Origin of the sequence: Streptomyces sp. NPDC090798, assembly GCF_044768965.1 — a bacterium.
Lineage (GTDB): Bacteria > Actinomycetota > Actinomycetes > Streptomycetales > Streptomycetaceae > Streptomyces.
The window spans coordinates 166215-186429 of sequence record NZ_JBIVXA010000004.1; the positions used below are offsets into that span (position 1 = coordinate 166215).

21 protein-coding genes are annotated in these 20215 nt (G+C 68.8%); 12 read left to right on the forward strand and 9 right to left on the reverse strand.

Going from position 1 to position 20215, the window contains the following annotated elements; all coding sequences use genetic code 11:
* Positions 1-68: 68 nt before the first annotated feature.
* Complete coding sequence (locus ACIQTP_RS10950) at positions 69-1520, reverse strand: PucR family transcriptional regulator (RefSeq protein ID WP_403398508.1); 1452 nt, start codon at positions 1518-1520, stop codon at positions 69-71.
* Between the two features lie 104 nt (positions 1521-1624).
* Here ACIQTP_RS10950 and ACIQTP_RS10955 point away from each other — a divergent pair, with 104 nt between their 5' ends.
* The 3 genes from ACIQTP_RS10955 to ACIQTP_RS10965 all read left to right on the forward strand — a co-directional run bounded on the left by ACIQTP_RS10955 (position 1625) and on the right by ACIQTP_RS10965 (position 5096).
* On the forward strand, positions 1625-3160 hold the full coding sequence (locus ACIQTP_RS10955; RefSeq protein ID WP_403398510.1) for a purine-cytosine permease family protein: 1536 nt from the start codon (positions 1625-1627) through the stop codon (positions 3158-3160).
* 78 nt (positions 3161-3238) lie between these two features.
* A complete protein-coding gene (locus tag ACIQTP_RS10960) occupies positions 3239-3640 on the forward strand; it encodes a YybH family protein (protein WP_388152526.1) in 402 nt (133 codons plus the stop codon).
* Positions 3641-3656: 16 nt separating this feature from the next.
* Entirely contained in the window at positions 3657-5096 is a 1440-nt protein-coding gene (locus ACIQTP_RS10965) for a gamma-aminobutyraldehyde dehydrogenase (RefSeq protein ID WP_403398512.1), read from the forward strand.
* Between the two features lie 143 nt (positions 5097-5239).
* Here the strand turns inward: ACIQTP_RS10965 and ACIQTP_RS10970 are convergent, their stop codons facing one another.
* Positions 5240-6001 (reverse strand): AraC family transcriptional regulator, encoded by a 762-nt coding sequence (locus ACIQTP_RS10970; RefSeq protein ID WP_403398514.1) that lies wholly within the window; start codon positions 5999-6001, stop codon positions 5240-5242.
* A gap of 55 nt (positions 6002-6056) precedes the next feature.
* Here ACIQTP_RS10970 and ACIQTP_RS10975 point away from each other — a divergent pair, with 55 nt between their 5' ends.
* The 3 genes from ACIQTP_RS10975 to ACIQTP_RS10985 all read left to right on the forward strand — a co-directional run bounded on the left by ACIQTP_RS10975 (position 6057) and on the right by ACIQTP_RS10985 (position 8760).
* Entirely contained in the window at positions 6057-7400 is a 1344-nt protein-coding gene (locus ACIQTP_RS10975) for an MFS transporter (RefSeq protein ID WP_403398516.1), read from the forward strand.
* Positions 7401-7649: 249 nt separating this feature from the next.
* Entirely contained in the window at positions 7650-8507 is an 858-nt protein-coding gene (locus tag ACIQTP_RS10980; RefSeq protein WP_403398518.1) for a hypothetical protein, read from the forward strand.
* Between the two features lie 130 nt (positions 8508-8637).
* Entirely contained in the window at positions 8638-8760 is a 123-nt protein-coding gene (locus ACIQTP_RS10985) for a hypothetical protein (RefSeq protein WP_403398521.1), read from the forward strand.
* Positions 8761-8837: 77 nt separating this feature from the next.
* Here ACIQTP_RS10985 and ACIQTP_RS10990 read toward each other — a convergent pair whose 3' ends face one another.
* Together ACIQTP_RS10990 and ACIQTP_RS10995 are read right to left on the reverse strand one after the other, a co-directional pair.
* Positions 8838-9260 carry a hypothetical protein gene (locus ACIQTP_RS10990; RefSeq protein WP_402050623.1) on the reverse strand — a complete coding sequence of 141 codons (423 nt, stop codon included), beginning with the start codon at positions 9258-9260 and terminating at the stop codon, positions 8838-8840.
* 380 nt (positions 9261-9640) lie between these two features.
* Positions 9641-10804: an NAD-dependent formate dehydrogenase gene (locus tag ACIQTP_RS10995; RefSeq protein ID WP_403398523.1), complete on the reverse strand. Its 1164-nt coding sequence runs from the start codon at positions 10802-10804 to the stop codon at positions 9641-9643.
* Between the two features lie 209 nt (positions 10805-11013).
* On the opposite strand from ACIQTP_RS10995, the gene ACIQTP_RS11000 reads away from it, so the two are divergent.
* From ACIQTP_RS11000 to fmdA, 5 genes are all read left to right on the forward strand, one after another.
* Positions 11014-11625: a fluoride efflux transporter FluC gene (locus tag ACIQTP_RS11000; RefSeq protein ID WP_403398526.1), complete on the forward strand. Its 612-nt coding sequence runs from the start codon at positions 11014-11016 to the stop codon at positions 11623-11625.
* Positions 11622-11990, forward strand: coding sequence for a fluoride efflux transporter CrcB (gene crcB / locus ACIQTP_RS11005; RefSeq protein ID WP_403398528.1), 369 nt, complete (start codon positions 11622-11624; stop codon positions 11988-11990). Before ACIQTP_RS11000 ends, crcB begins: the two co-directional genes overlap by 4 nt.
* A 148-nt stretch (positions 11991-12138) precedes the next feature.
* Positions 12139-12417, forward strand: a complete 279-nt coding sequence (locus ACIQTP_RS11010; RefSeq protein WP_403398530.1) for an FmdB family zinc ribbon protein — start codon at positions 12139-12141, stop codon at positions 12415-12417.
* Positions 12418-12612: 195 nt separating this feature from the next.
* Positions 12613-13251, forward strand: coding sequence for an AmiS/UreI family transporter (locus tag ACIQTP_RS11015; RefSeq protein ID WP_403398532.1), 639 nt, complete (start codon positions 12613-12615; stop codon positions 13249-13251).
* Between the two features lie 24 nt (positions 13252-13275).
* A complete protein-coding gene (gene fmdA, locus ACIQTP_RS11020; RefSeq protein ID WP_403398534.1) occupies positions 13276-14526 on the forward strand; it encodes a formamidase in 1251 nt (416 codons plus the stop codon).
* Positions 14527-14772: 246 nt separating this feature from the next.
* Here fmdA and dhaK read toward each other — a convergent pair whose 3' ends face one another.
* From dhaK to ACIQTP_RS11045, 5 genes are all read right to left on the reverse strand, one after another.
* Entirely contained in the window at positions 14773-15768 is a 996-nt protein-coding gene (dhaK, locus tag ACIQTP_RS11025) for a dihydroxyacetone kinase subunit DhaK (RefSeq protein WP_402050575.1), read from the reverse strand.
* Between the two features lie 77 nt (positions 15769-15845).
* Positions 15846-16502 carry a dihydroxyacetone kinase subunit DhaL gene (gene dhaL, locus ACIQTP_RS11030; protein ID WP_403398537.1) on the reverse strand — a complete coding sequence of 219 codons (657 nt, stop codon included), beginning with the start codon at positions 16500-16502 and terminating at the stop codon, positions 15846-15848.
* A gap of 22 nt (positions 16503-16524) precedes the next feature.
* Positions 16525-17418 carry an HAD-IA family hydrolase gene (locus tag ACIQTP_RS11035; RefSeq protein WP_403398539.1) on the reverse strand — a complete coding sequence of 298 codons (894 nt, stop codon included), beginning with the start codon at positions 17416-17418 and terminating at the stop codon, positions 16525-16527.
* 4 nt (positions 17419-17422) lie between these two features.
* The gene (locus ACIQTP_RS11040) at positions 17423-18283 is read right to left on the reverse strand and encodes a ketose-bisphosphate aldolase (protein WP_402050566.1); all 861 of its coding nucleotides are present in this window, start codon (positions 18281-18283) and stop codon (positions 17423-17425) included.
* Between the two features lie 283 nt (positions 18284-18566).
* Positions 18567-18893, reverse strand: a complete 327-nt coding sequence (locus ACIQTP_RS11045) for an ankyrin repeat domain-containing protein (protein WP_403398542.1) — start codon at positions 18891-18893, stop codon at positions 18567-18569.
* A gap of 300 nt (positions 18894-19193) precedes the next feature.
* On the opposite strand from ACIQTP_RS11045, the gene ACIQTP_RS11050 reads away from it, so the two are divergent.
* Positions 19194-20180: an Ig-like domain-containing protein gene (locus tag ACIQTP_RS11050; RefSeq protein WP_403398545.1), complete on the forward strand. Its 987-nt coding sequence runs from the start codon at positions 19194-19196 to the stop codon at positions 20178-20180.
* Positions 20181-20215 lie beyond the last annotated feature (35 nt).

A 20215-nucleotide genomic window follows, 5' to 3' on the forward strand; every position in this document is an offset into this window, starting at 1 on the left:
TCGAGGGTGAAAAGCGTGGGATGAAATCCCCTCCGGGCGCACGTCCTGCCCGCCTGCCACGACCCTGCTCAGTCGGTGAGGCCCAGCGCCCCGGCCGCCTGAATCGCCAGCCAGACCTCGGCCAGGGCCCCCGTCGACGTCAGATCACGATCGGCGAGTGCGCCGAAGCGGCGCAGCCGGTAGGCGAGGGTGTTGGGGTGGATGTGGAGCGCCGCCGCAGCCGTCTCGGTACGGCGGTCGCGCTCCATCCAGGTGCGGGCGGAGACCAGCAGCTGCGAGTCATGGGCCTCGTCGTAGCGCAGGACCTCGCCGAGCACGTGCTCGACCAGTGCGGTCAGGACAGCGGGATCGTCGGGCAGCCACCGGCCCGTCGAGTCCTCGCCGTATCGGACGACCGGGCGCCCGGACTCCACGGCCTTGGAGACCGCCCAGAGTGCCTCGCGCTGGGCGACCTTCAGTGCGGCGCCCGGCAGGACGGGGCGGCTGATCCCGGCCGCGACGGCCGGCAGCTCGCCGACGGCCACTGCCAGCTCCGGTGCCCCCAGGACGTAGCGGTCCTCGCCTCGGGTGAGCAGCAGATGGGGTTGGTCCTCCAGACAGCGCAGCAGTGCCTCGTCGGTGGTGTGGCGCACGACGAGGAGTACGGTGTCGCCCTCGATCGCGTGCCGGGCCAGCCGACGGCGCGCCGCCTCCGGGTCGAGCACCTCCTGCAGCAGTTCGGCCAGCGTCTCCGCACCCTCGCGGCGCAGTGTCTCGCGCTCGTTGCGTACCATCGCCAGCCGCAGTGCCGCCACGGTGGCGATGTGCTGGACGACGGCGAGTCCCGCGGGCTGGGCGCCCTGACGCTCGTATGCGACGAGAAAGCCCGCCGGGCCCCCGGGCGCGGGCACCGGGAGGACGAATCCGCCGGGGATCGTCGGTGGAGCGTCGACGGAAGCGGGCAGGACAGCGGGATCCGGTACGGGAACGCCGGGCAGGAGGGGGCGGCCCTGCGGTGTGCAGAGGTAGACGTCGTAGCCCGACAGGCCTTCGAGACGGCGCAGAAGTGTGGGCGTGTCGAGGTCCTCGGCGACCAGCCAGCGCAGCGCTCCGAAGACCTGGAGCTGCGCGCCCAGCCGGTGCCGGGCGTCCTCCTGGGCCGCGGCCGCGATCTCCTGGGCGACAGCGATGAACGGAACGGCGAGCGGCACTTCGAGGACCGGGAAGCCCCGCTCCTCCGCCGCCTGGAAGAACGCGTCGTGCAGCGGGGGCATGTGCAACTGCGCGGAGAGCGCGAGAGCGGATACCCCGGCGTCGTCCAGCCGCTCCAGATAGGCGCGCTGTCCGGCCGCGTCACGGGGGATCGCCAGGCCCGCCGTCATGATCACCTCGGCGCCCAGGAGCCAGGGCGTCGGATCGGCGAGCTCGCTGGCGTGCGCCCAGGACACGGACCGGTTCAGACCGCCGCTGCCGGCCTTCACGGAGAGCTGGAGTGCCGGGAAGGAGAGCAGGTCCCCGACGGTGAGTTTGTTGCTGGCCACATAAAACAGCGTACGGCTCTGTGATGGACACAATTGTCGCTGGTCGTCCGCGGGCCACAGACTGTGAAACCGTCCCCCCTGCATGAACGGAAGGTGGAGCGCCCGTGACGACCTCGATCACCGAAATCGAGACCTACGGTGTCGAGCGGATCCCGGACTCGGACCGTACGGCCCGCCCGATCGATCTGTTCCGGCTCGCTTTCGGGGGTGCCAACACCTTCGCGACCTGTGTGCTGGGCGCCTTCCCGATCCTCTTCGGGCTCTCCTTCTGGCAGGGGCTCGCGGCGACCGTCCTCGGCCTCGTGGCGGGTGCGCTGATGCTGGCCCCGATGGCACTGTTCGGTCCTGCCAACGGCACGAACAACGCCGTTTCCTCCTCCGCGCACCTGGGCGTGCACGGCCGGGTCGTCGGCTCGTTCCTCTCCCTGCTCACCGCCATCGCGTTCTTCTCGATCTCGGTGTGGTCCTCGGGGGACGCGCTCGTCGGCGGCGCGCACCGGCTCGTCCACGTCCCCGAGTCGGACGTCACCTACGGCATCGCGTACGCGATCTTCGCCGGGCTCGTGCTCGTCGTCTGCATCTACGGTTTCCGGTTCATGCTGCTGGTCAACAAGATCGCGGTGCTGGCGGCATCGGCCCTCTTCGTGCTCGGTGCCTTCGCCTTCGCGGGCGACTTCGACCCCGGTTACGCGGGCACCTTCGCCTCCACCGCCGACCCGCTGTTCTGGCCGTCGTTCATCGGTGCCGCGCTGATCGTGCTCTCCAACCCGGTCTCCTTCGGCGCGTTCCTCGGTGACTGGTCCCGCTACATCCCGGCCGGGACTCCGCGCCGTCGGGTGATGGGGGCGGCGTTCCTCGCGCAGATCGCCACCCTGCTGCCGTTCCTCTTCGGCCTGGCCACCGCGTCGATCATCGCGTCGAAGGCCGCGAAGTACGTCGACCCGGCCGCCCCGAACTACGTGGGCGGGCTGCTCGCCATCTCACCCGGCTGGTACTTCCTGCCGCTCTGTCTGATCGCCCTGATCGGCGGCCTCTCCACCGGTACGACGTCCCTGTACGGCACGGGGCTCGACTTCTCCAGCGTCTTCACGCGCTTCAGCCGTGTCCAGGCCACCTTCTTCATCGGCGCCCTGTCCATCGCGTTCATCTTCGCCGGCCGCTTCGCGCTCAACCTCGCGCAGTCCATCTCCACCTTCGCCACGCTGATCATCACCTGCACGGCACCGTGGATGATCGTCATGACGCTCGGCTACGTCACCCGGCGCGGCTGGTACGACGCGGAGGCGCTGCAGGTCTTCAACCGCCGCCGGCGCGGTGGCCGCTACTGGTTCACGCACGGCTGGAACTGGCGCGGCATGTCCACCTGGCTCGTCTCCGCCGTCGTGGCGCTCCTCTTCACCAACCTGCCAGGCCAGTTCGTCGGCCCGCTGGGCAACCTCGGGGGCGGTACGGACATCTCGTTGCTCGTCGGCCTCGCTCTCGCGGTCGTGCTCTACCTCGCCCTGCTGACTCTGTTCCCCGAGCCGCGCGCCGTGTACGGACCGGCGGGACCTCGCTTCGTCCGGGCGTCGGATGCCCCGGTGCCGCCGATCACCGGCGGTAGCGAGGACACCGTCCCCGAACCCGCCGTGGCGCACTGAGGCGTTACCGTCACCCCCCGTAACCGACCGCCCGCCGTTCCGGCCCCGCCGCCGAACGCCCGTGACCAGGAGCCGTGCATGAGCACCACCACCGTCCAGGAAGTCCGGACCGCCGCGGACGCGCTTGTCGCCGCCTTCGCCGAGGGCCGCCTCGACGACTATTTCGGCGCCTTCGCCCCCGACGCGACCTTCATCTTCCACACCACCCCGCAGCGGCTCGGCTCCACGGCCGAGTACCGCGCGCTCTGGCAGCAGTGGGTGGAACAGGACGGCTTCCGCGTCCTCGGCTGCACCTCGTCCGCGCAGCTGATCCAGCACTTCGGCGACACCGCCGTCTTCAGTCACGACGTCGAAACCCGGGTCGCCACCAACGCGGGTGAGGAGACGGTCCACGAGCGGGAGACCATCGTCTTCACCCGCGCCGACGACGGCGGCTGGGTCGCCGTCCACGAGCACCTGTCCGCCCGTACCGCCGCCTGACCAGGAGAGACGTTCCATGAGCACCACCTTCCACAACTACATCGACGGTGCGTTCGCGGACGCCTCGGACGGCCGCACGCTCGATGTGGTGGACCCCACCACTGGTGACGTCTACGCGACCTCCCCGCTCTCGGGGGCGGCCGACGTCGACGCGGCGATGGCCGCCGCGGCCGCGGCGTTCCCTGTCTGGCGCGACACCACACCGTCCGTGCGGCAGCGCGCGCTGCTGAAGATCGCCGACGCGATGGAGGCACGGGCCGACGAACTGGTCGCCGCGGAGAGCCGGGACACCGGCAAGCCGCTCCACCTCACCCGCAGCGAGGAACTCGCCCCCGCCATCGACCAGGTCCGCTTCTTCGCGGGCGCGGCCCGCATGCTTGAGGGCCGCTCGGCCGGCGAGTACATGGAGGGGATGACGTCCATCATCCGCCGCGAGCCGGTCGGTGTGTGCGCACAGGTCGCGCCGTGGAACTACCCCCTGCTGATGGCGGTGTGGAAGTTCGCCCCGGCGCTCGCGGCGGGCAACGCGGTGGTCCTCAAGCCCTCGGACACCACCCCGGCCTCCACGGTGCTGATCGCCGAGATCATCGGCGGTGTCCTGGAGGAGCTGGCACTGCCCCGCGGAATCTTCAACGTGGTCTGCGGCGACCGTGAGACGGGCCGCCTGATGGTGGAGCACCCGACGCCCGCGATGGCCTCCATCACGGGCTCGGTACGCGCCGGCATCCAGGTCGCCCAGAGCGCGGCCAAGGACGTCAAGCGGGTCCACCTGGAGCTCGGAGGCAAGGCCCCGGCTGTGATCTTCGAGGACGCCGACCTGGCGAAGGCGGTCGAGGACCTGGTGGTCGGCGGCTTCTTCAACGCCGGCCAGGACTGCACGGCCGCGACCCGCGTCCTGGTTCACGAGTCGGTCCACGACGAGTTCGTCGCCGCCCTCGCCAAGGCCGCGGCCGACACCAGGACCGGGCTGCCGGACGACGAGGACGTGCTGTACGGACCGCTGAACAACGCGGGCCAGCTCGCCCAGGTCAGCGGCTTCATCGAGCGTCTCCCCGAGCACGCCAGGATCGAGGCGGGCGGCCACCGGGTCGGCGAGCAGGGCTACTTCTACGCCCCGACCGTGGTCTCCGGGCTCAAGCAGGACGACGAGATCATCCAGAACGAGGTCTTCGGCCCGGTCATGACCGTCCAGTCCTTCACGGACGAGGCCCAAGCCGTGCGGTACGCCAACGGTGTCGACTACGCACTGGCGTCCTCGGTGTGGACCAAGGACCACGCGCGGGCGATGCGGATGTCGAAGAACCTCGACTTCGGCTGTGTGTGGATCAACACCCATATGGCCCTCGTCGCCGAGATGCCGCACGGCGGGTTCAAGAAGTCCGGCTACGGCAAGGACCTCTCCGCGTACGGCTTCGAGGACTACACCCGCATCAAGCACGTCATGACGTCGCTCTGACATCCAGGAACTCGTCGGCCGCCCCGGGCCCGCCCCGGGGCGGCCGACAGCTCCCAGGGCCCGGTTCGCCGGTTGACGTCGAGTTCCAGCGCGGGTCCTGCGGGGGCACCCAGGTCGTCCGACCATGCAGAGGGCCGGTGGATCTACCCACCGGGTCCGATGCGATAGGTTCCCGGTGTCTGGCCCATGGTGCGGCTGAACGTGTCGATGAACGCACTGGTCGTGGCCCATCCGCACTGACGTCCCGTTGCGCTGACGCTTGCTCCTTCCGCCAGCAGCACCATGGCGTGAAAGACCCGGATGTTGGTCCTCCACTGCGGATACGTCATGCCGAACTCGGTCCTGAACAGGCGGGCCAGGGTGCGCTCGCTCACGCCGATACGCCGTGCGAGCCAGGCCGCGGTCCGCGGCTGCCGCAGATCCTCGGTCACCAGCGAACACGCCTGCCGCAGCAGGGAGTTGGTGGGGGTGGGCAGCGTCAACGGCTCGACGAGGGCCCGCCGCAGCCGGTCCCGCAGCACGGCACGCAGGCGCCGCGCTTCCTGCTCGGGCAGGGACGGTTCACTGCACGCGATGATCAGTTCACGGACCAGGGCGTCCACGGCTACGACGACCGGCGCCTCGGACCTCAACAGGATGTCGTGGGCGGCGAAGCCGAGCGTGTGCACAGAGCTGCGCCCGTGTACCCGGTGCCGGTGCCAGGTGCCTGCGGGAATCCACATGGCGCGGGCGCTGGACGCCACCCAGGACGCCTCGCCCGTCTGCACCGCCAACACACCGGCGCTGACGTAGAGAAGCTGGTGATAGCCGTGCTGGTGACGGCCGATGACCTCACCCGCGAGGTGGTCGTGGGTGCTGTCCCTGGGCTCCGCAGCCGCCTTCTCCGCCTGACTGTTTTCCGACATATGACGGCAGATTAACGGAAGCGGCGCACCGTGCGGTCCTGCCAGCGTAATGGCCATGCCCACGACGTCTCACGCCCCGCGTGATCTTCCTCCCGCCGCCCCGCCGACGCTGAAGGCCCGGCTGGCCTCCGGTCTGCGCGGCGTCGCCCTCGACACCCGCCCGCTGGCCCACCCCGTCTTCCGGCGCCTGTTGATCGGGCAGAGCGCGGCATACGTCGGGACCATGGTCACCAGCATCACCATCCCGGTACAGGTATACGCACTGTCGCAGTCGTCGCTGTCCGTGGGGCTGACGGGACTGGCCGCCCTCGTGCCGCTCGTGGTCTTCGGCCTGTACGGCGGCGCCATCGCCGACCGGTTCGACCGCCGCCTGCTGTACCTGGCGTCGGCATGCCTCACCTGGGCGACCACACTCGCCCTGCTGTTTCAGGCAGTCACCGATCTGCGCTCGGTCCCCCTCATCCTCGCCCTCGTCGCCGTCCAGGCCGGCGCCTTCGCAGTGTCGTCCGCCGCCCGGGGCGCGATCATTCCCCGCATCGTTCCCACACCCCTGGTACCTGCCGCGAACACGCTGTACTTCACCGCCGGCAATGTCGGGCAGGTCGTCGGGCCGCTCGTGGCGGGCGTCCTGATCTCGCTGCCGAACGGCTACTGCTGGGCATACGGCGCCGACGCCGTGCTGTTCTCTCTCCTGCTGTACTCGGCCGTTCAGCTGCCCCCGATCATGCCGACCGGACCGGGGACCCGCACCAACGGGCTGCGCTCGGTCTTCGACGGGCTGCGGTTCATCGCTGCCGCCCCCGTGCTCTGGATGTCCTTCGCGGTCGACATCGCGGCGATGACGTTGGCCATGCCCACCGCCCTGTTCCCGGAAGCGGCGCAGGTGCGCTTCGGCGGAGGAGTGGGGCTGCTGTACTCGGCCATCGCCATCGGGTCGGTCGTAGCCGGACTGTTCAGCGGATGGATCGGACGCGTGCGCCGCCAAGGCCGGGCGCTGGCCTTCGCCGTCATCGCCTGGGCGGCGGCCATCGCCCTCGCGGGCACCGTCCACCACCTCCCCGCCGCCGCAGCCCTACTGGCCGCGGCCGGAGCGGCGGACCTCGTCAGCGCGGTCTACCGCGAGACGATTCTGCAGACCTACGCACCTGACGCCATGCGCGGCCGTCTGCAAGGCGTCTTCACCGTCGTCGTCGCCGGCGGTCCCCGCCTCGGAGACCTGCGCGCCGGCGCCATGGCCTCCGCCACCGGCCTCGGCGTCGCGTGGACGGGCAGCTCGCTGCTCTGCATGATCGTCGTCATCGTCGGCGCACTGCTTGTACAACCGTTCTGGCGCTATGACGTCACCTCGGCACAGCGTCCGTCCTCACCGACGCACCCCGGAACCGCACACCAGCCATAGGACCGGCACATCGCGAAGCCGTGCCGTCCAGGAATCGCCATGCGATCGGGCAAAGCGGACGGCACGGGGCTCCGGCAACCGGACACGTTCGGCACACACGCGAGGGGCCCGAGGAATCCGCACAACAGCGCCACACGGACTGCACACAGGCTTTCGAAAGCCTCGTTAGCGTTGCTGGCTGCTCGATCCCACGTGCGAACGTGACCAGGCCCGGCGGGGCGACGGCATGTCAACTCAGGAAGACCGCAAATGGACTACTGCTCCTCGTGTCGCCGGCATCTCAACGGCGCCCTGGTGTGCCCCGGGTGTGGTGCCTACGCTCCGGACATCGCACCGGCCACCGCCGACGGTGGCGTCGCCCCGGTCTGGGCCGGCCTGACGACGACGAGCACAGCGGTGAGCGCATCGGTGCCGTGGGAGTACACGGCCTCGGACATGTGGCACGAGGGCCGTCTTCGTGACGAGACACCGGTCGATGCCGCCCTGGAGGAGGCCCCGCAGGCCGACCCGTACGGCGACTTCGAGGGCGCGGCACCCGCACCGCAAGGGCGGGCGGCGCGGCGTCGCCAGCTGGCCCGCTGGAAGAAGAACCAGCGCCGGGCCGTGGTCGCGACCGCCGTCGCACTCGTCGGAGGCGGCCTGACCGTCGCCGCCATGGGCCGGAACTCCGCCGACCAGGCACAGGCGGCCACGGCGCCGGACATCACGCCCATGGGCACCGCGGACGGACAGGCGGCCGAGCAGCCCGGCCCGTCGGCGACACACCCTCAAACTCGCCCGTCTTCGCACACTTCCCCCGCGCGGTCGTTCACGACCGACCTTCCGCGCCGCCAGTCCGCGACCGCCCCGCCCCGCGTCACGCCGACGAGCGCTCAGCCGTTCGCCGCTGCCTCTCCTCATCCGACGGCGACGTCGGCGATCCCGCTGCCTCGGACCGCCTCCCCGTCCTCCGTCGGAACGGTGCCCGACCGCACCAGTACGGCGGCGCGGGAGGCGTCCGCGCCTGCCGGCACCGATGACACGGCCCCGGGAACACCGCAGGCGAGCCCCGCGCCGGCAACGACGTCACCTTCGCAGATCTGCCTGCTCGTGGTGTGCCTCGGTTGATCGCGCCGAGCCGCGCCTCCCGCATGCCGAGGAACGGCTGTCTGCCCGTCCAACGGCCCCGAAGTCATTCCTCAGCCCCGGTCGTGTGCACTGACGACGCGCCGTCCGGGAGCTGTTCGGGGCGGGCCCTGTGCTGCCTGGCTGTCTGCGGCACGCGCTGCTGGAGGACAGCGAGGCGAGCTTCGCTGTCTTTGGGCAGCTGCTGAGCGGCGCCCGGGCCGAGGTGCAGCGGCTGTCCGCGGTCCACGGATGAGAGCGCGGTGGACTGGCAGTTTCGGCGCGGAACCTACGCTCGTGTCTCCCCTTCGACCACCGAACGGCCAGGGCTTCTCAGAGCTTCCCGCCGATCTCGCACGCACGGCACGGCGGCCGGCCGCAGGTGCACTGTGTGATGGCGTCGAGGACCTCGCGATCGTGGTAGAGGCACTCGTCCTTGCAGGTGTGGCGCGGGATGAATCCCGCCGGAATCTCACCGGGCCACGGCTCGTGACCGTCCCGGCAGCGGGCGAACCGCTCGGGGTCGGTGGAGTGCAGGTCGTGCATGCTCGACCGCGCCTCGTCCTCCAGCTCCCGCACTCGCTCCACCAGGCTCTTCAGTTCGGTGGCAATGCTGGAGTACCGGTCGGCGCCGGTCCTTACGTGGGCGGCCCGCAGCGCCATCGCCGCGTTGCCCAAAAACCGTCCGGCATCCTGAAGATCGGTCACGTGATGCAACTGAATGCCGTTCACGCCCCGTACCCACACGGCGTCCATGCTGCTCACTGATCCACCTTCCCGGCGTTCGCCTTGATTACCTTGCGAAACAGTATGCGTGGCGCTGGTGCCTCCACATAGAAAAAATCTGTCTATTCAGCAAGCTAAGGGTCTCGGCCGCGCCCCCGCCAGCAGATTCGGGGTGAGTCGGCTCACAGGAGGCATGGCTGCAACTGGCACGACACGGCCGAAGGTCCATTGCCCACTCATGTGGTGGATCTTCGGCCGCATCTTCGAACGGATCTTCCGCTGATTTCTGTCCACCGTCTGTTATTGAGCAGGAATTACCAGGCCGCCTGCCAGCAAGGCGCCCACCAGAGGCGTCGCCGTTACTTGGCGGCAACTGCGCCTTCCGGCTCAATATGCGTTATCCGGATGCGTTATCCGGCGACCGTGTAGGAGCGCGCTCCCGTCCCGGCAAGCCCACCGCCGTCGACGATCAGGTACTCCGGGCGAATGGGGCGCCCGTCGAACCAGCATTCCAGGATCTCCCGGGTACCGGCGGCGTAGCGGGCCTGCGCCGAGAGGGTCGAACCGGACACGTGCGGTGTCATCGCCTCGTACGGCATGGTGCGCCAGGGATGGTCGGGCGGTGGCGGCTGCGGATACCAGACGTCACCGGCGTAACCGGCCAGTTGGCCGCTGTTGAGGGCCCGCACCACGGCGTCCCGGTCGACGATGAGCGCGCGTGCGGTGTTGACGATGTACGAACCGCGCTTCATGGCCCCGAGCAGGTCGTCGTCGAAGAGGTTCTGCGTCTGCGGATGCAGCGGCGTGTGGATCGACAGCACGTCGACCGAGGAGGCCAGCGAACGAGCGTCGGGATGCCAGGTCAGCTCCAGTTCCTCTTCGACCTCCTTGGGCAGCCGGTGCACGTCGCTGTAGTGCAGCCTGACGTCAAACGGCTGGAGGCGGCGTAGTACCGCCTGGCCGATACGGCCGGAGCCGAGGACGCCGACGTCCATGCCTTCGAGGTCGTAGGCGCGCGAAACGCTGTCGGCGATGTTCCAGCCCTTCTTCGCGGTCACCCAGTCGTGGGCCGGCATGTAGTTGTGCACCAGAGTGAGGATCTGCATGACAGCGTGCTCGGACACGCTGATGCTATTGCTGTAGGTCACCTCCGCCACCGTCATGCCGTGGGCGATGGCGCTCGGCAGGTCGACGTGGTCCGACCCGATCCCCGCTGTGATCGCGAGCTTGAGCCGGGGAGCGGAGGCGATCCGCTCGGGGGTCAGATAAGCGGGCCAGAAGGGCTGCGAGATCACCACGTCGGCGTCGGGCAGCTCGCGGTCCAGGGTCGAGTCCGGTGCTTCCTTGTCGCTGGTGACGACATAGGTGTCACCCCGGTCCTCCAGGAACCGGCGTAGTCCCAGTTCTCCCGAGACGCAGCCGAGGAGCTGCCCCCGGGTGAAATCTATGGTTTGTGGGGTCGGGGTTGTCTGACCGCCCGGATATCCGGTGATGGCCGGAATCTCGTCGCGGGCGTAGTCGGGAGGATATCCGCCCACGGGGTCGGGATAGAGCACCGCAAGGATCTTTGCCATGACCGTCCTCCATCGGTGGGGCCGCCGCTCCGGCCGAACCGGTCGGGTACCGATGATCTTGAATTTTAGTTGAGCATGCGTCGGCGCTGCAATCCCCACGGATATTATGGAGGTGGGCCAGTGGATAAGGATGCGGATATTCGATGAGGCCTGCGGCAGGAGTTCGGGCGACAGTGTGTATCGATCCGTGTTCTGTACGGAGGCTTCTGATGCGGGCGAACGAATCCGGGCCCGAGAGGGAATCCCGAGAGCCTCCATACATCTCCGGCGCCGCGCCGGGAGGCGATCCCGCGCCGGGAGGGGTTCCCACGCCGGGAGGGGTTCCCGCGCCGCCGGGGGGCGACCCCGCGCCGTCACGTGAGCCGTTCCGCTCACGTCTGCGCAAGGGCGTTCTGGCGGCGGTCGCGCTCGGTGGCGTTCTGGGCGGGTGGGCGCGTTACGCACTGGGACTGACGTTTCCCACGCCTCCGGGGACGTTTCCGTTGACGACGTTCGCCATCAACGTGTCCGGCGCGTTCCTACTGGCGCTGCTGCTCGTGTATGTGCTCGAGATCTGGCCGCCGACCCGGTATGTGCGACCGTTCGCCGGCGTCGGGTTTCTCGGCGCCTACACCACTTTCTCGACGTGGATGGTCGACACCGACCGCCTTCTGGGTCACGGCAAGTACGCAGTCGCGGCGTTCAACGTCTTCGGCAGTCTGCTCGCCGGCCTGGTCGCCACCGGTCTGGGCCTGGCGATCGGCAGGATGGCCCTGGCCCGGCGGGAGCGGCTCGCGGCGCGACACGGCCGCGCCCGCCGGTACGGCTGGTGGGTCCGGTGATCACCCTGCTCGCCGTCGGTGCCGCGGCCGCGGTCGGGGCGGTCGCACGCTACGTGCTCGACCAGTACGTGCAGTACCGACGCCCGGGCCTCTTCCCGCGCGGCACGTGGCTGATCAACATCACCGGTTCGTACGTGCTGGGCATGGTGATGGGCCTCGGCGCACGGCACGGGCTGTCGGACCAGGCTGTACACATTGTCGGCGTCGGATTCTGCGGCGCCTATACAACGTTCTCCACATTCAGTTACGAGTTGGTCCATCTGCGCGAGAAGGGACAGGTCAGAAAGTCCTTGTTGTACGGCGCTTCGAGCCTCGTGGTGGGTCTGTTGGCGGCAGCGGCGGGGCTCGCCATCGGGTCGTTCTGAGAAAGGGAACGCCCAGCTGTACGGGACTTGACACGTGGATTTACGAGACGTCTCCTTGAACATAGGAAACATTCTGTGGCGTACGCCTATCCAGGCACGCCGCACACGCTCTGGTTGGCCAGCGTCCACCGACATCCGGAGGCTGCTGATGGCAACCTATGAATATCTATGCAACCGCTGCGGGTCCTTCGATGTGAAGTTGGAAATCGGGACGGCGCCCAAAGGATACGGTTGCCCTGTTTGCGCAGGCACTGCGAGGCGTGTGTATTCCTCGCCCGGTCTCTCGCTGACCTCGAACGCGGTCGCCGCCCTCCATGTCCGGGAGGAGCAGGCGCGTGAGGCCCCGGCCGTAGTCTCCCAGGTGCCGCCACGCAGAAGGGTGCCACGGCACCCGCACCCCGCACTCTCGCGGCTGCCGCGTCTCTGAGGGCGGTGGTCGACAAGGACGCAGAACGTCTCACGCGGGTTTCGACATCGGAACACGTCGTCGTTTCCCGTAGCGGTGTGCGGAATGCGGAATCACGCGACGCGGGCCGGGAACTGAGCCGTGTCCTCGGCAGCCAATCGGTGGCCCGGACGCCCAACGCGACCCCTCCCACGCGGACTTAGGAGGTGTGTCCCCGTGGCAAACGTGGGACTCCTCTTTGTCGGTGCGGTGCTCTTCATGAACGGGTTGCTGCTGCTCGGGAAGGTCGATGCCCAGGCAGGAGCGGTGTTCAACCTTTTCATAGGCGCACTGCAGGTATTGACGCCGACCTACCTCGTCTTCACCGCCAACGGTGACCCCATGAAGATCCTGGCGGCATCCGGCATCTACCTCTTCGGATTCACCTACCTCTATGTAGGCATCGGCCTGCTCACGGGTCTCGACAGCACCGGCGTCGGCTACTACTCGCTGTTTGTGGCAGTTGCCGCCCTGGGCTACTCGTTCGTCAATTTCCGGCTCTTCAAGGACTACCCCTTCGGGGTCATCTGGCTCTACTGGGCCTACCTGTGGTTCCTGTTCTTCCTGCTGCTCGGTCTCAAGAAGGACGGCCTCAAGATCTATACCGGTTGGGTCACGGCGATCGAAGGCTGGGTCACCGGTGTGATTCCCGCGGGGCTGCTGCTCTCCGGCTACTGGAAACACCCCACCGAGATCGCCATAGCCCTGGCGGTCTTCGGCGTGGTGGTGTTCGTCGGACTGTGGCCGCGCACCCATAGACCTCCCCGGCCGACCTCAGCCGCCCCGCGGGCCGGAGGCGTGGGCGCACCAACGTGACCGGATCAGAAACGAGGAGTTCTCATGCCTGAAAATCTCTTCAGCGTGGACCACAGCAAGTCGATGCGTGACCAGGCTGTGCCCGGCCACAACAGGTGGCACCCGGACGTCCCCACCGTCGCCATGGTGAAGCCAGGGGCGGAGTTCCGCATGGAGTGCCGTGACTGGACCGACTGTCAGGTCGGCAACAACGACACCGCCAACGACGTACGCGACATCGACCTGACCATCCCTCACATGCTCAGCGGCCCGATAGGCGTGGAGGGCGCCGAACCCGGCGACCTGCTAGTCGTCGACATCCTCGACCTCGGCCCCGTGCCGCAGCAGACCGGGGACGCGGCAGGACAGGGCTGGGGCTACACCGGCATCTTCGCCAAGGCCAACGGCGGAGGCTTCCTGACCGACTACTTCCCGGACGCCTACAAGGCGGTATGGGACTTCCACGGACAGCAGGCCGTCTCCCGCCACCTTCCCGGGATCCGCTTCACCGGAATCACCCACCCCGGGCTGTTCGGAACCGCCCCGTCCACCGAGATGCTCGCCCGCTGGAACGCCCGCGAGCAGGCGCTGATCGACACCGACCCGAACCGGGTCCCCCCGCTCGCCGTACCGCCGGACGCCACCAACGCACTCGCCGGCACGGCCACCGGAGACCTCGCACGGCGCATCGGTGAGGAAGGCGCACGCACGGTGCCGGCCCGCGAGAACGGAGGCAACCACGACATCAAGAACTTCACCCGGGGATCGAGGGTCTTCTATCCCGTACACGTCAAGGACGCGAAGCTCTCCGGAGGCGACCTGCACTTCAGCCAGGGCGACGGAGAGATCACCTTCTGCGGCGCCATCGAGATGGGCGGTTTCATCGACTTCCACGTCGACCTGATCAAGGGCGGCATGGAGACGTACGGCATCTCCACCAACCCGGTGTTCATTCCGGGCAACGTCGAGCCGAGGTACACGGAGTTCATGACCTTCATCGGGATCTCCGTCGACCACGACACGGACACGAACTACTACCTGGACGCGACGCTGGCCTACCGCCGCGCCTGCCTCAACGCCGTCGAGTACTTCAAGAAGTTCGGCTACAGCGGAGAGCAGGCCTACCTGCTGCTCGGCTCCTCCCCCATAGAGGGACGCATCAGCGGCATCGTGGACATCCCCAACGCCTGCTGCTCGCTGTACGTACCCACCGCCATGTTCGACTTCGACGTCCGGCCGACCGCCGCCGGCCCGATGAAGGCCGACCGCGGCAAGTGCGCGCTGGCCACGGCCTGAACCGGATGACGAGGGATGCCCGCCCTCACACATGAGCGACGGGCTTCCCTTCAGCCGGTGGGACAAGGCGCGGGACACGCGAAGGCAGTTCTGTCGATGGCAGTTCTGTCGATCGACACATCAGGGGCGTCACCGAGACCTTCGGTGACGCCCCTTTCCTGACGCTCCGAGTTTTCCCCGTCCGCTCATCGCCGGGCCTTTTCCGCGACCCCGCGGTGACCTCCAGGTCGCCGGAAGAACGCCCCCTCAGAACACGCGGATCGGGATCTCGGCGGGGTCGGCGAGCAGATCGGAGATCTCGTCGTCCAGCCGGACCAGTGTGATGGAGACGCCGGCCATGTCCAGCGAGGTGCAGTACTCGCCCACGTAGCTGCGTCCGATCTCGATGCCTCGCTCGGTCAGCTGCTTGTGGGCCCGTCCGTACACCAGGTAGAGCTCGCCGATCGGTGTGCCGCCGAGGCCGTTGACCATCAGTGCGACGCGGTCGCCAGAGGAGTACGGCAGGTCGTCCACGACCGCGCTGACGAGCTCGCTCACCATCGCGTCCGCCGACTGGAGCTTCTCCCGCTTCCGGCCCGGCTCGCCGTGGATGCCCACGCCCATCTCGACCGCGTCGTCGGGCAGGTCGAACAGCGGCGAGCCCTTCGCCGGCGGCGTGCACGCGGTGAGCGCCATGCCCATGGAGCGGGTGACGGAGTTGACCTTCTCTCCGATCCGGTGGACCTCGTCGAGGTCCGCACCCCGCTCGGCGGCGGCGCCGACGGCCTTCATCACGAAGAAGTTGCCGGCCACCCCGCGCCGGCCGACGGTGTACGTCGAGTCCTGCACGGCCACGTCGTCATCGATGAAGAGCGTACGTACGGTCACCCCGTCGGCCTGGGACAGCTCCTCGGCCATCTCGAAGGCCATCCGGTCCCCGGTGTAGTTGTTGACCAGCAGCAGAACGCCCTTCGGGGACGCGACCAGCTTGACCGTCTCGTAGACGAAGTCGGCCGGCGGCGCGGAGAACACATCGCCGGGACAGGCCGCGTCGAGCATCCCCTTGCCGACGGTCATCACATGCGCCGGCTCGTGACCGGACCCGGAGCCCTGCACGATGGAGACCTTGTTCTCCTGCGGGGTGTCGGCGCGCATGATCAGGTTGTACTCGGGGACGTACTTGAGCGTGTCGGGGTTGGCCAGGGCCAGCCCCTCCAGCATCTCCGCAACGTAGTCCTTCGGGTCGTTGACGAACTTCTTCATCCCGTCACTCCTTCGTGGTGCCGGTCCCGGATGCCGGGAGGCGGCCCCGGTCCAAAAGCCGGCTCCGTCGCCCACCGTCAGTCACGTGCGTCCCAGTCGGCGGCGACGCGCTCCGCCATGACCGCGACCGCCACCGCGCCCGGGTCCGGCGAGCCGATACTGCGCTCACCGGTGTAGCTCTGGCGGCCGCGTCGGGCCTGCATGGATGTCGTCGCGTCGGCTGCGGTGCGGGCCGTCGCGGCCGCCAGCCGGGCGAGTTCCGTCGCGTCGGCCCCCGGTCCGCCCTCGGCCAGCCGCTGCTCCAGGGCATCGGTCATCGGTATCAGCGCGTCCAGCAGCGTCTTGTCGCCGAGGTCGGACTTGCCCCGCGCCTTGATCCCCTCGGCCGCGGCCCGCAGCATGGCCACCGCATCCGCGGCGTCCGGCTCCGGCCGGTCCTTCACGGCCCCTGACGCCCGCAGAAAGGCCGTGCCCCAGAGCGGCCCCGACGTGCCGCCGACTCGCTTGGAGATCACCAGAGCGACCTTCTTCAGGAACTCGGCCGGCGAGTCCGCTGCGAGGTCGTCCCAGTCGGCGAGCACGATCTCGAAGCCGCGAGCGAGGGAGTACCCGAAGTCCCCGTCACCCGCGACGGCGTCGAGGTCGCCGAATGGCTTTTCGTTGTCGACCGCCGTCCGGGCCATGGTCCGGACGACGAAGGCGAGGTCTCCGACGGGTGTCGATGGCGATGACATGACTCTCCTGACTGCCGCGACGTCAGTGCGAACGAGGATCCGGGCCGGGCGGCGCGGAGCCGGGCGGCCCTGCCGCGGGCGGGCCTGCCGCGGGCGGGCCTGCCGCGGGCGGACCCGATGCGATCGAGCCCGCGTCGCCGTCGGCGGTGAGCAGGGCGGCCAGGTCCGCGAGAACCACCCATGGCCCCGGGTGGGCGCCGAGCGGATCGCGCAGCACCCGGGTGACGGTCTCCTCCGGCGGCGGATCGCCGAGCGAGGTGACCACCAGGGAGGCCCCGGTGAAGTCCTCCTCCTGGGTGTAGGCGCTGGTCGTGACGGCACAGGTCAGCCCGGCGCCGAGCGCGGACAGCAGCCCGTTGCGGCTGTCCTCGATCACGACGACGCGCGCCGGATCGAGGCCGAGCCGGTGCACGGCGAAGTCGTAGATGTCCGGGGCGGGCTTCTTCCGCTGGACCACGTCCCCGGCGAACACACTGAAGTGAGCGGCCAGTTCCGGGCCCACGGCGAGTTCGAGCACGGCGCGGACGGAGGCCTCCGCGGAGGTGGAGGCGACCGCGAGTGTCCACCCGGCCTCGTGCGCCTCCGCGGCGACCCGCCGCACGCCCGGCCGGGGCGGGATGTCTCCGCCGCGGATGATCCCCGTGTAGATCTCGGTCTTGCGCCGGTGCCAGGCCGCGACCTGCTCGTCAAGGGCGGCCTGGTCGGTGGGCAGACCGGCGGCGACGACGAAGTCGGGGGTCAGCAGTGTCCGCATCCGCTCCTTGCCGCCGCCGACCTTCACCTTCTCCGCGTACTCCTCGTCGCTCCACCGCACGGGCAGACCGAATTCCTCGAAGGTCCTGTTGAATGCGGGCAGGTGCCCGTCGCGTTCGGTGTCGGCGAGGACGCCGTCGCAGTCGAAGACGAGTGCGGGCATGGTCTCAGCCCGCCCGCCCGGCGCTGCCGAAGAGCCTCATCAGGGAACCGGCCAACTCGATGACATCCTGGCGGACGGCCCGGAAGAGCGACGGCGGATCCCACTTCTGCCGTTCCGCCGCCGTTTCCAGGAAGGCCAGATTCGACTTCATGAACGTCTCCTTGAGGGCGGTCGAGATATTGACCTTCGCGCACCCCCGGGAGATCAGGTCGCGGAACTGCTCGTCGGACAGTCCGCTGCCGCCGTGCAACGCGATCGGTACCGGATAGGCCGCCACGAGGTCGGACACGCGCTGAGCGTCGAGCACCGGAGCCTGCTTGTACGACCCGTGGGCGTTCCCGATCGCCGGTGCGAAGACGTCGACCTGTGTGGTCCGCAGGAACTCCAGCGCGACCGCCAGGTCCTGCTGCTCGGCGGCGACGTCGCTGCCGATGCCGTCCTCCACACCGGTGATCGACTCGATCTCGCCCTCGACCGCGGCCCCGTACGCGCGAGCCTCCGCGACGACCTCGACGGTCTGCCGCATGTTCTCCTCGACCGGCAGCTTGGAGGCGTCGAAGAGCACCGAGTTCCATCCCCGCCGCAGACACTCGGTGATGACCTCTCGTTCCGGGCAGTGATCCAGGTGCAGGGCGACAGGCACCTCGATGCCGGCGGTCATCGCGGTCCACATGGCATAGAGCACGTCGCTGCCGATGGACTTCACCGTCTTCACGGAGGTCTGAACGATCAGCGGCGACGCGTTCTCCACCGCGGCCGCCAGCACGGCCTCGAGCGTGAGGTCGTTGAACACGTTGATGGCCGGTACGGCGTAGCGCTCGTTGAAAGGTCCGGAGAGGATCTCGGTCAGCGATGTCACACCCACGGCGCCTCCACGTTTCCGCCCCCGCCCCCTCCATTCCACGCCCGCGGATCACACCCCGCCACTTGTAGCTGGATTCAGGCGGCCCCGGCGGCCTGTCGGGGCCGCCTGTGACGGGGCCCGGATGATCGTCGCGCCGGGCTCCCGCGAAGCAGATGCCCGCCAGGCGCCCCCGGGCAGAGCGGGCGGGTCGGCGTCCTGGATGAGGCGCGGCATCTCGCCGAGGCTGATCGGAACCTTCTATGAGCCGCACCCCGCCAAACTCGCGTGACCTGCGGAAACTGCCCTACGAGACAGGACGATCCCCGAGATACACCGCGACATCTGAACCGATACGCCAGCCGGCAAGGCGCCGCGGGCTCACACCATGAAGGTTGTCCATGTCCGGATCGGCACCGGCGTCGACCAGCAGCGACAACACCGCGCCATCACCTCGATACGTGAACACCGCCTGCCACAAAGGCGTATTGCCCTGCTCGTCGGGGGCATCCACTTCCGCGCCCGCCGCCAGGAGAGAGCCGACAGCCGCGGCATCCTGCTCATCCGACGCGAAGTGCAGCGGCGTCCAACCCCGGCGGCTCTCACGACCCAAGCCCTGAACCTCATCCGTCATGCCGGCCATCATCACGACAACTTGACGAAGGACATAGAGCCCCCCGGCACAGCCCGCTTCCCGACGACGCCGACGCACACCGCGGCCGACATCGCCGCAGGCTGGACGGGTGGACCGGCCCGTCTCCGTCGTCCTCGCACAGTCCGTACCGGCACTCCCCCCTCGTCGTCCCCGATCCGGCAGTGCCGGCGAGTCTTGAGACACTTTTTGCGCGACGCACGCAACTGCGGCCCACACCCTCGTTGTCTGACAGGGAGTCGGGCCCGTCAGGGCCGAAGAGCGAGAGAGCGGGGCCACGTCGTGGGACGGCGCAAGGGCGGCATAGGGATCGCACTCGTCACGGGTGTGCTGCTGGTGGGCACGAGTGCCTGCGGCGAGGGCGGCAGTGGCAAGGCGAGCGGGAACGACGCGAAGGCGCCGGGAAAGGCGAGCGCGAGCGCCTCTCCGTCACCGACGAAGCCCGCGGGCCCGCCGATGCTGCTGGATACGATCACCCCGCAGACGGGAACCACGGTCGGCGTGGCCATGCCGATCTCGGTGGTCTTCACGAACCCGGTGGCGGCAAAGGCACGGGCCACGGTGGAGAAGCACATGAAGGTGAGCGCCTCACAGCCGGTGGCAGGCGCCTGGCACTGGTTCGGCGACAAGCGCGCCGACTGGCGCCCGAAGACGTACTGGCCCTCCGGTACGACGGTGAAGATCGACGCTGACATGAACGGCGTCAGCAACGGCAACGGCCGCTACGGGGTGCACGACTACACGCACACCTTCAAGATCGGCGACGACGTACGCGCGGATGTCTCGGTGACCGGGCACACCATGAGGGTGACCCGGAACGGCAAGACGGTGCGCACCCTGTCGATCAATGCGGGCAGCGCCCAGTATCCGACGTGGAACGGCACGATGGCCGTCATCGACAAGCAGGAGAAGGTCCACATGACCTCCTGCAGCGTCGGCATCAGCTGCGACAAGGGCAGCCCCAACTACTACGACCTGACGCTGCCCTGGGACATCCACCTGACCCAGTCCGGCACGTACGTGCACTACTCGACCGGCGACCCGAATCCGGGCAGCGGCAGCGCCCGCGGCTCGCACGGCTGCGTCCACCTGTCCATGTCGGACGCCAAGTGGTTCTACGGCCAGGTCAAGCAGGGCGACCCCGTCACCATCACCGGCTCGCCCCGTGCCAAGGCCCCGGCCGACAACGGCTACGCCGACTTCAACCTGGGATGGGACCAGTGGCTCGCGGGCAGCGCGTCCGGGATGGGGACGACCGTGACGCTGTGATGTGCTGCGGTGGCGGCGCCGGTCATCACTACCGG

What these genes read in the sequence shown, in the direction of transcription:
- ACIQTP_RS10960 (WP_388152526.1), top strand. Translation starts at nt 3,239, where the DNA reads ATGAGCACCACCACCGTCCAGGAAGTCCGGACCGCCGCGGACGCGCTT.
- ACIQTP_RS10965 (WP_403398512.1), top strand. Translation starts at nt 3,657, where the DNA reads ATGAGCACCACCTTCCACAACTACATCGACGGTGCGTTCGCGGACGCC.
- ACIQTP_RS10970 (WP_403398514.1), bottom strand. Translation starts at nt 6,001, where the DNA reads ATGTCGGAAAACAGTCAGGCGGAGAAGGCGGCTGCGGAGCCCAGGGAC.
- ACIQTP_RS10975 (WP_403398516.1), top strand. Translation starts at nt 6,057, where the DNA reads ATGCCCACGACGTCTCACGCCCCGCGTGATCTTCCTCCCGCCGCCCCG.
- ACIQTP_RS10980 (WP_403398518.1), top strand. Translation starts at nt 7,650, where the DNA reads ATGGACTACTGCTCCTCGTGTCGCCGGCATCTCAACGGCGCCCTGGTG.
- ACIQTP_RS10990 (WP_402050623.1), bottom strand. Translation starts at nt 9,260, where the DNA reads ATGGACGCCGTGTGGGTACGGGGCGTGAACGGCATTCAGTTGCATCAC.
- ACIQTP_RS10995 (WP_403398523.1), bottom strand. Translation starts at nt 10,804, where the DNA reads ATGGCAAAGATCCTTGCGGTGCTCTATCCCGACCCCGTGGGCGGATAT.
- ACIQTP_RS11000 (WP_403398526.1), top strand. Translation starts at nt 11,014, where the DNA reads ATGCGGGCGAACGAATCCGGGCCCGAGAGGGAATCCCGAGAGCCTCCA.
- ACIQTP_RS11010 (WP_403398530.1), top strand. Translation starts at nt 12,139, where the DNA reads ATGGCAACCTATGAATATCTATGCAACCGCTGCGGGTCCTTCGATGTG.
- fmdA (WP_403398534.1), top strand. Translation starts at nt 13,276, where the DNA reads ATGCCTGAAAATCTCTTCAGCGTGGACCACAGCAAGTCGATGCGTGAC.
- dhaK (WP_402050575.1), bottom strand. Translation starts at nt 15,768, where the DNA reads ATGAAGAAGTTCGTCAACGACCCGAAGGACTACGTTGCGGAGATGCTG.
- dhaL (WP_403398537.1), bottom strand. Translation starts at nt 16,502, where the DNA reads ATGTCATCGCCATCGACACCCGTCGGAGACCTCGCCTTCGTCGTCCGG.
- ACIQTP_RS11035 (WP_403398539.1), bottom strand. Translation starts at nt 17,418, where the DNA reads ATGCCCGCACTCGTCTTCGACTGCGACGGCGTCCTCGCCGACACCGAA.
- ACIQTP_RS11045 (WP_403398542.1), bottom strand. Translation starts at nt 18,893, where the DNA reads ATGACGGATGAGGTTCAGGGCTTGGGTCGTGAGAGCCGCCGGGGTTGG.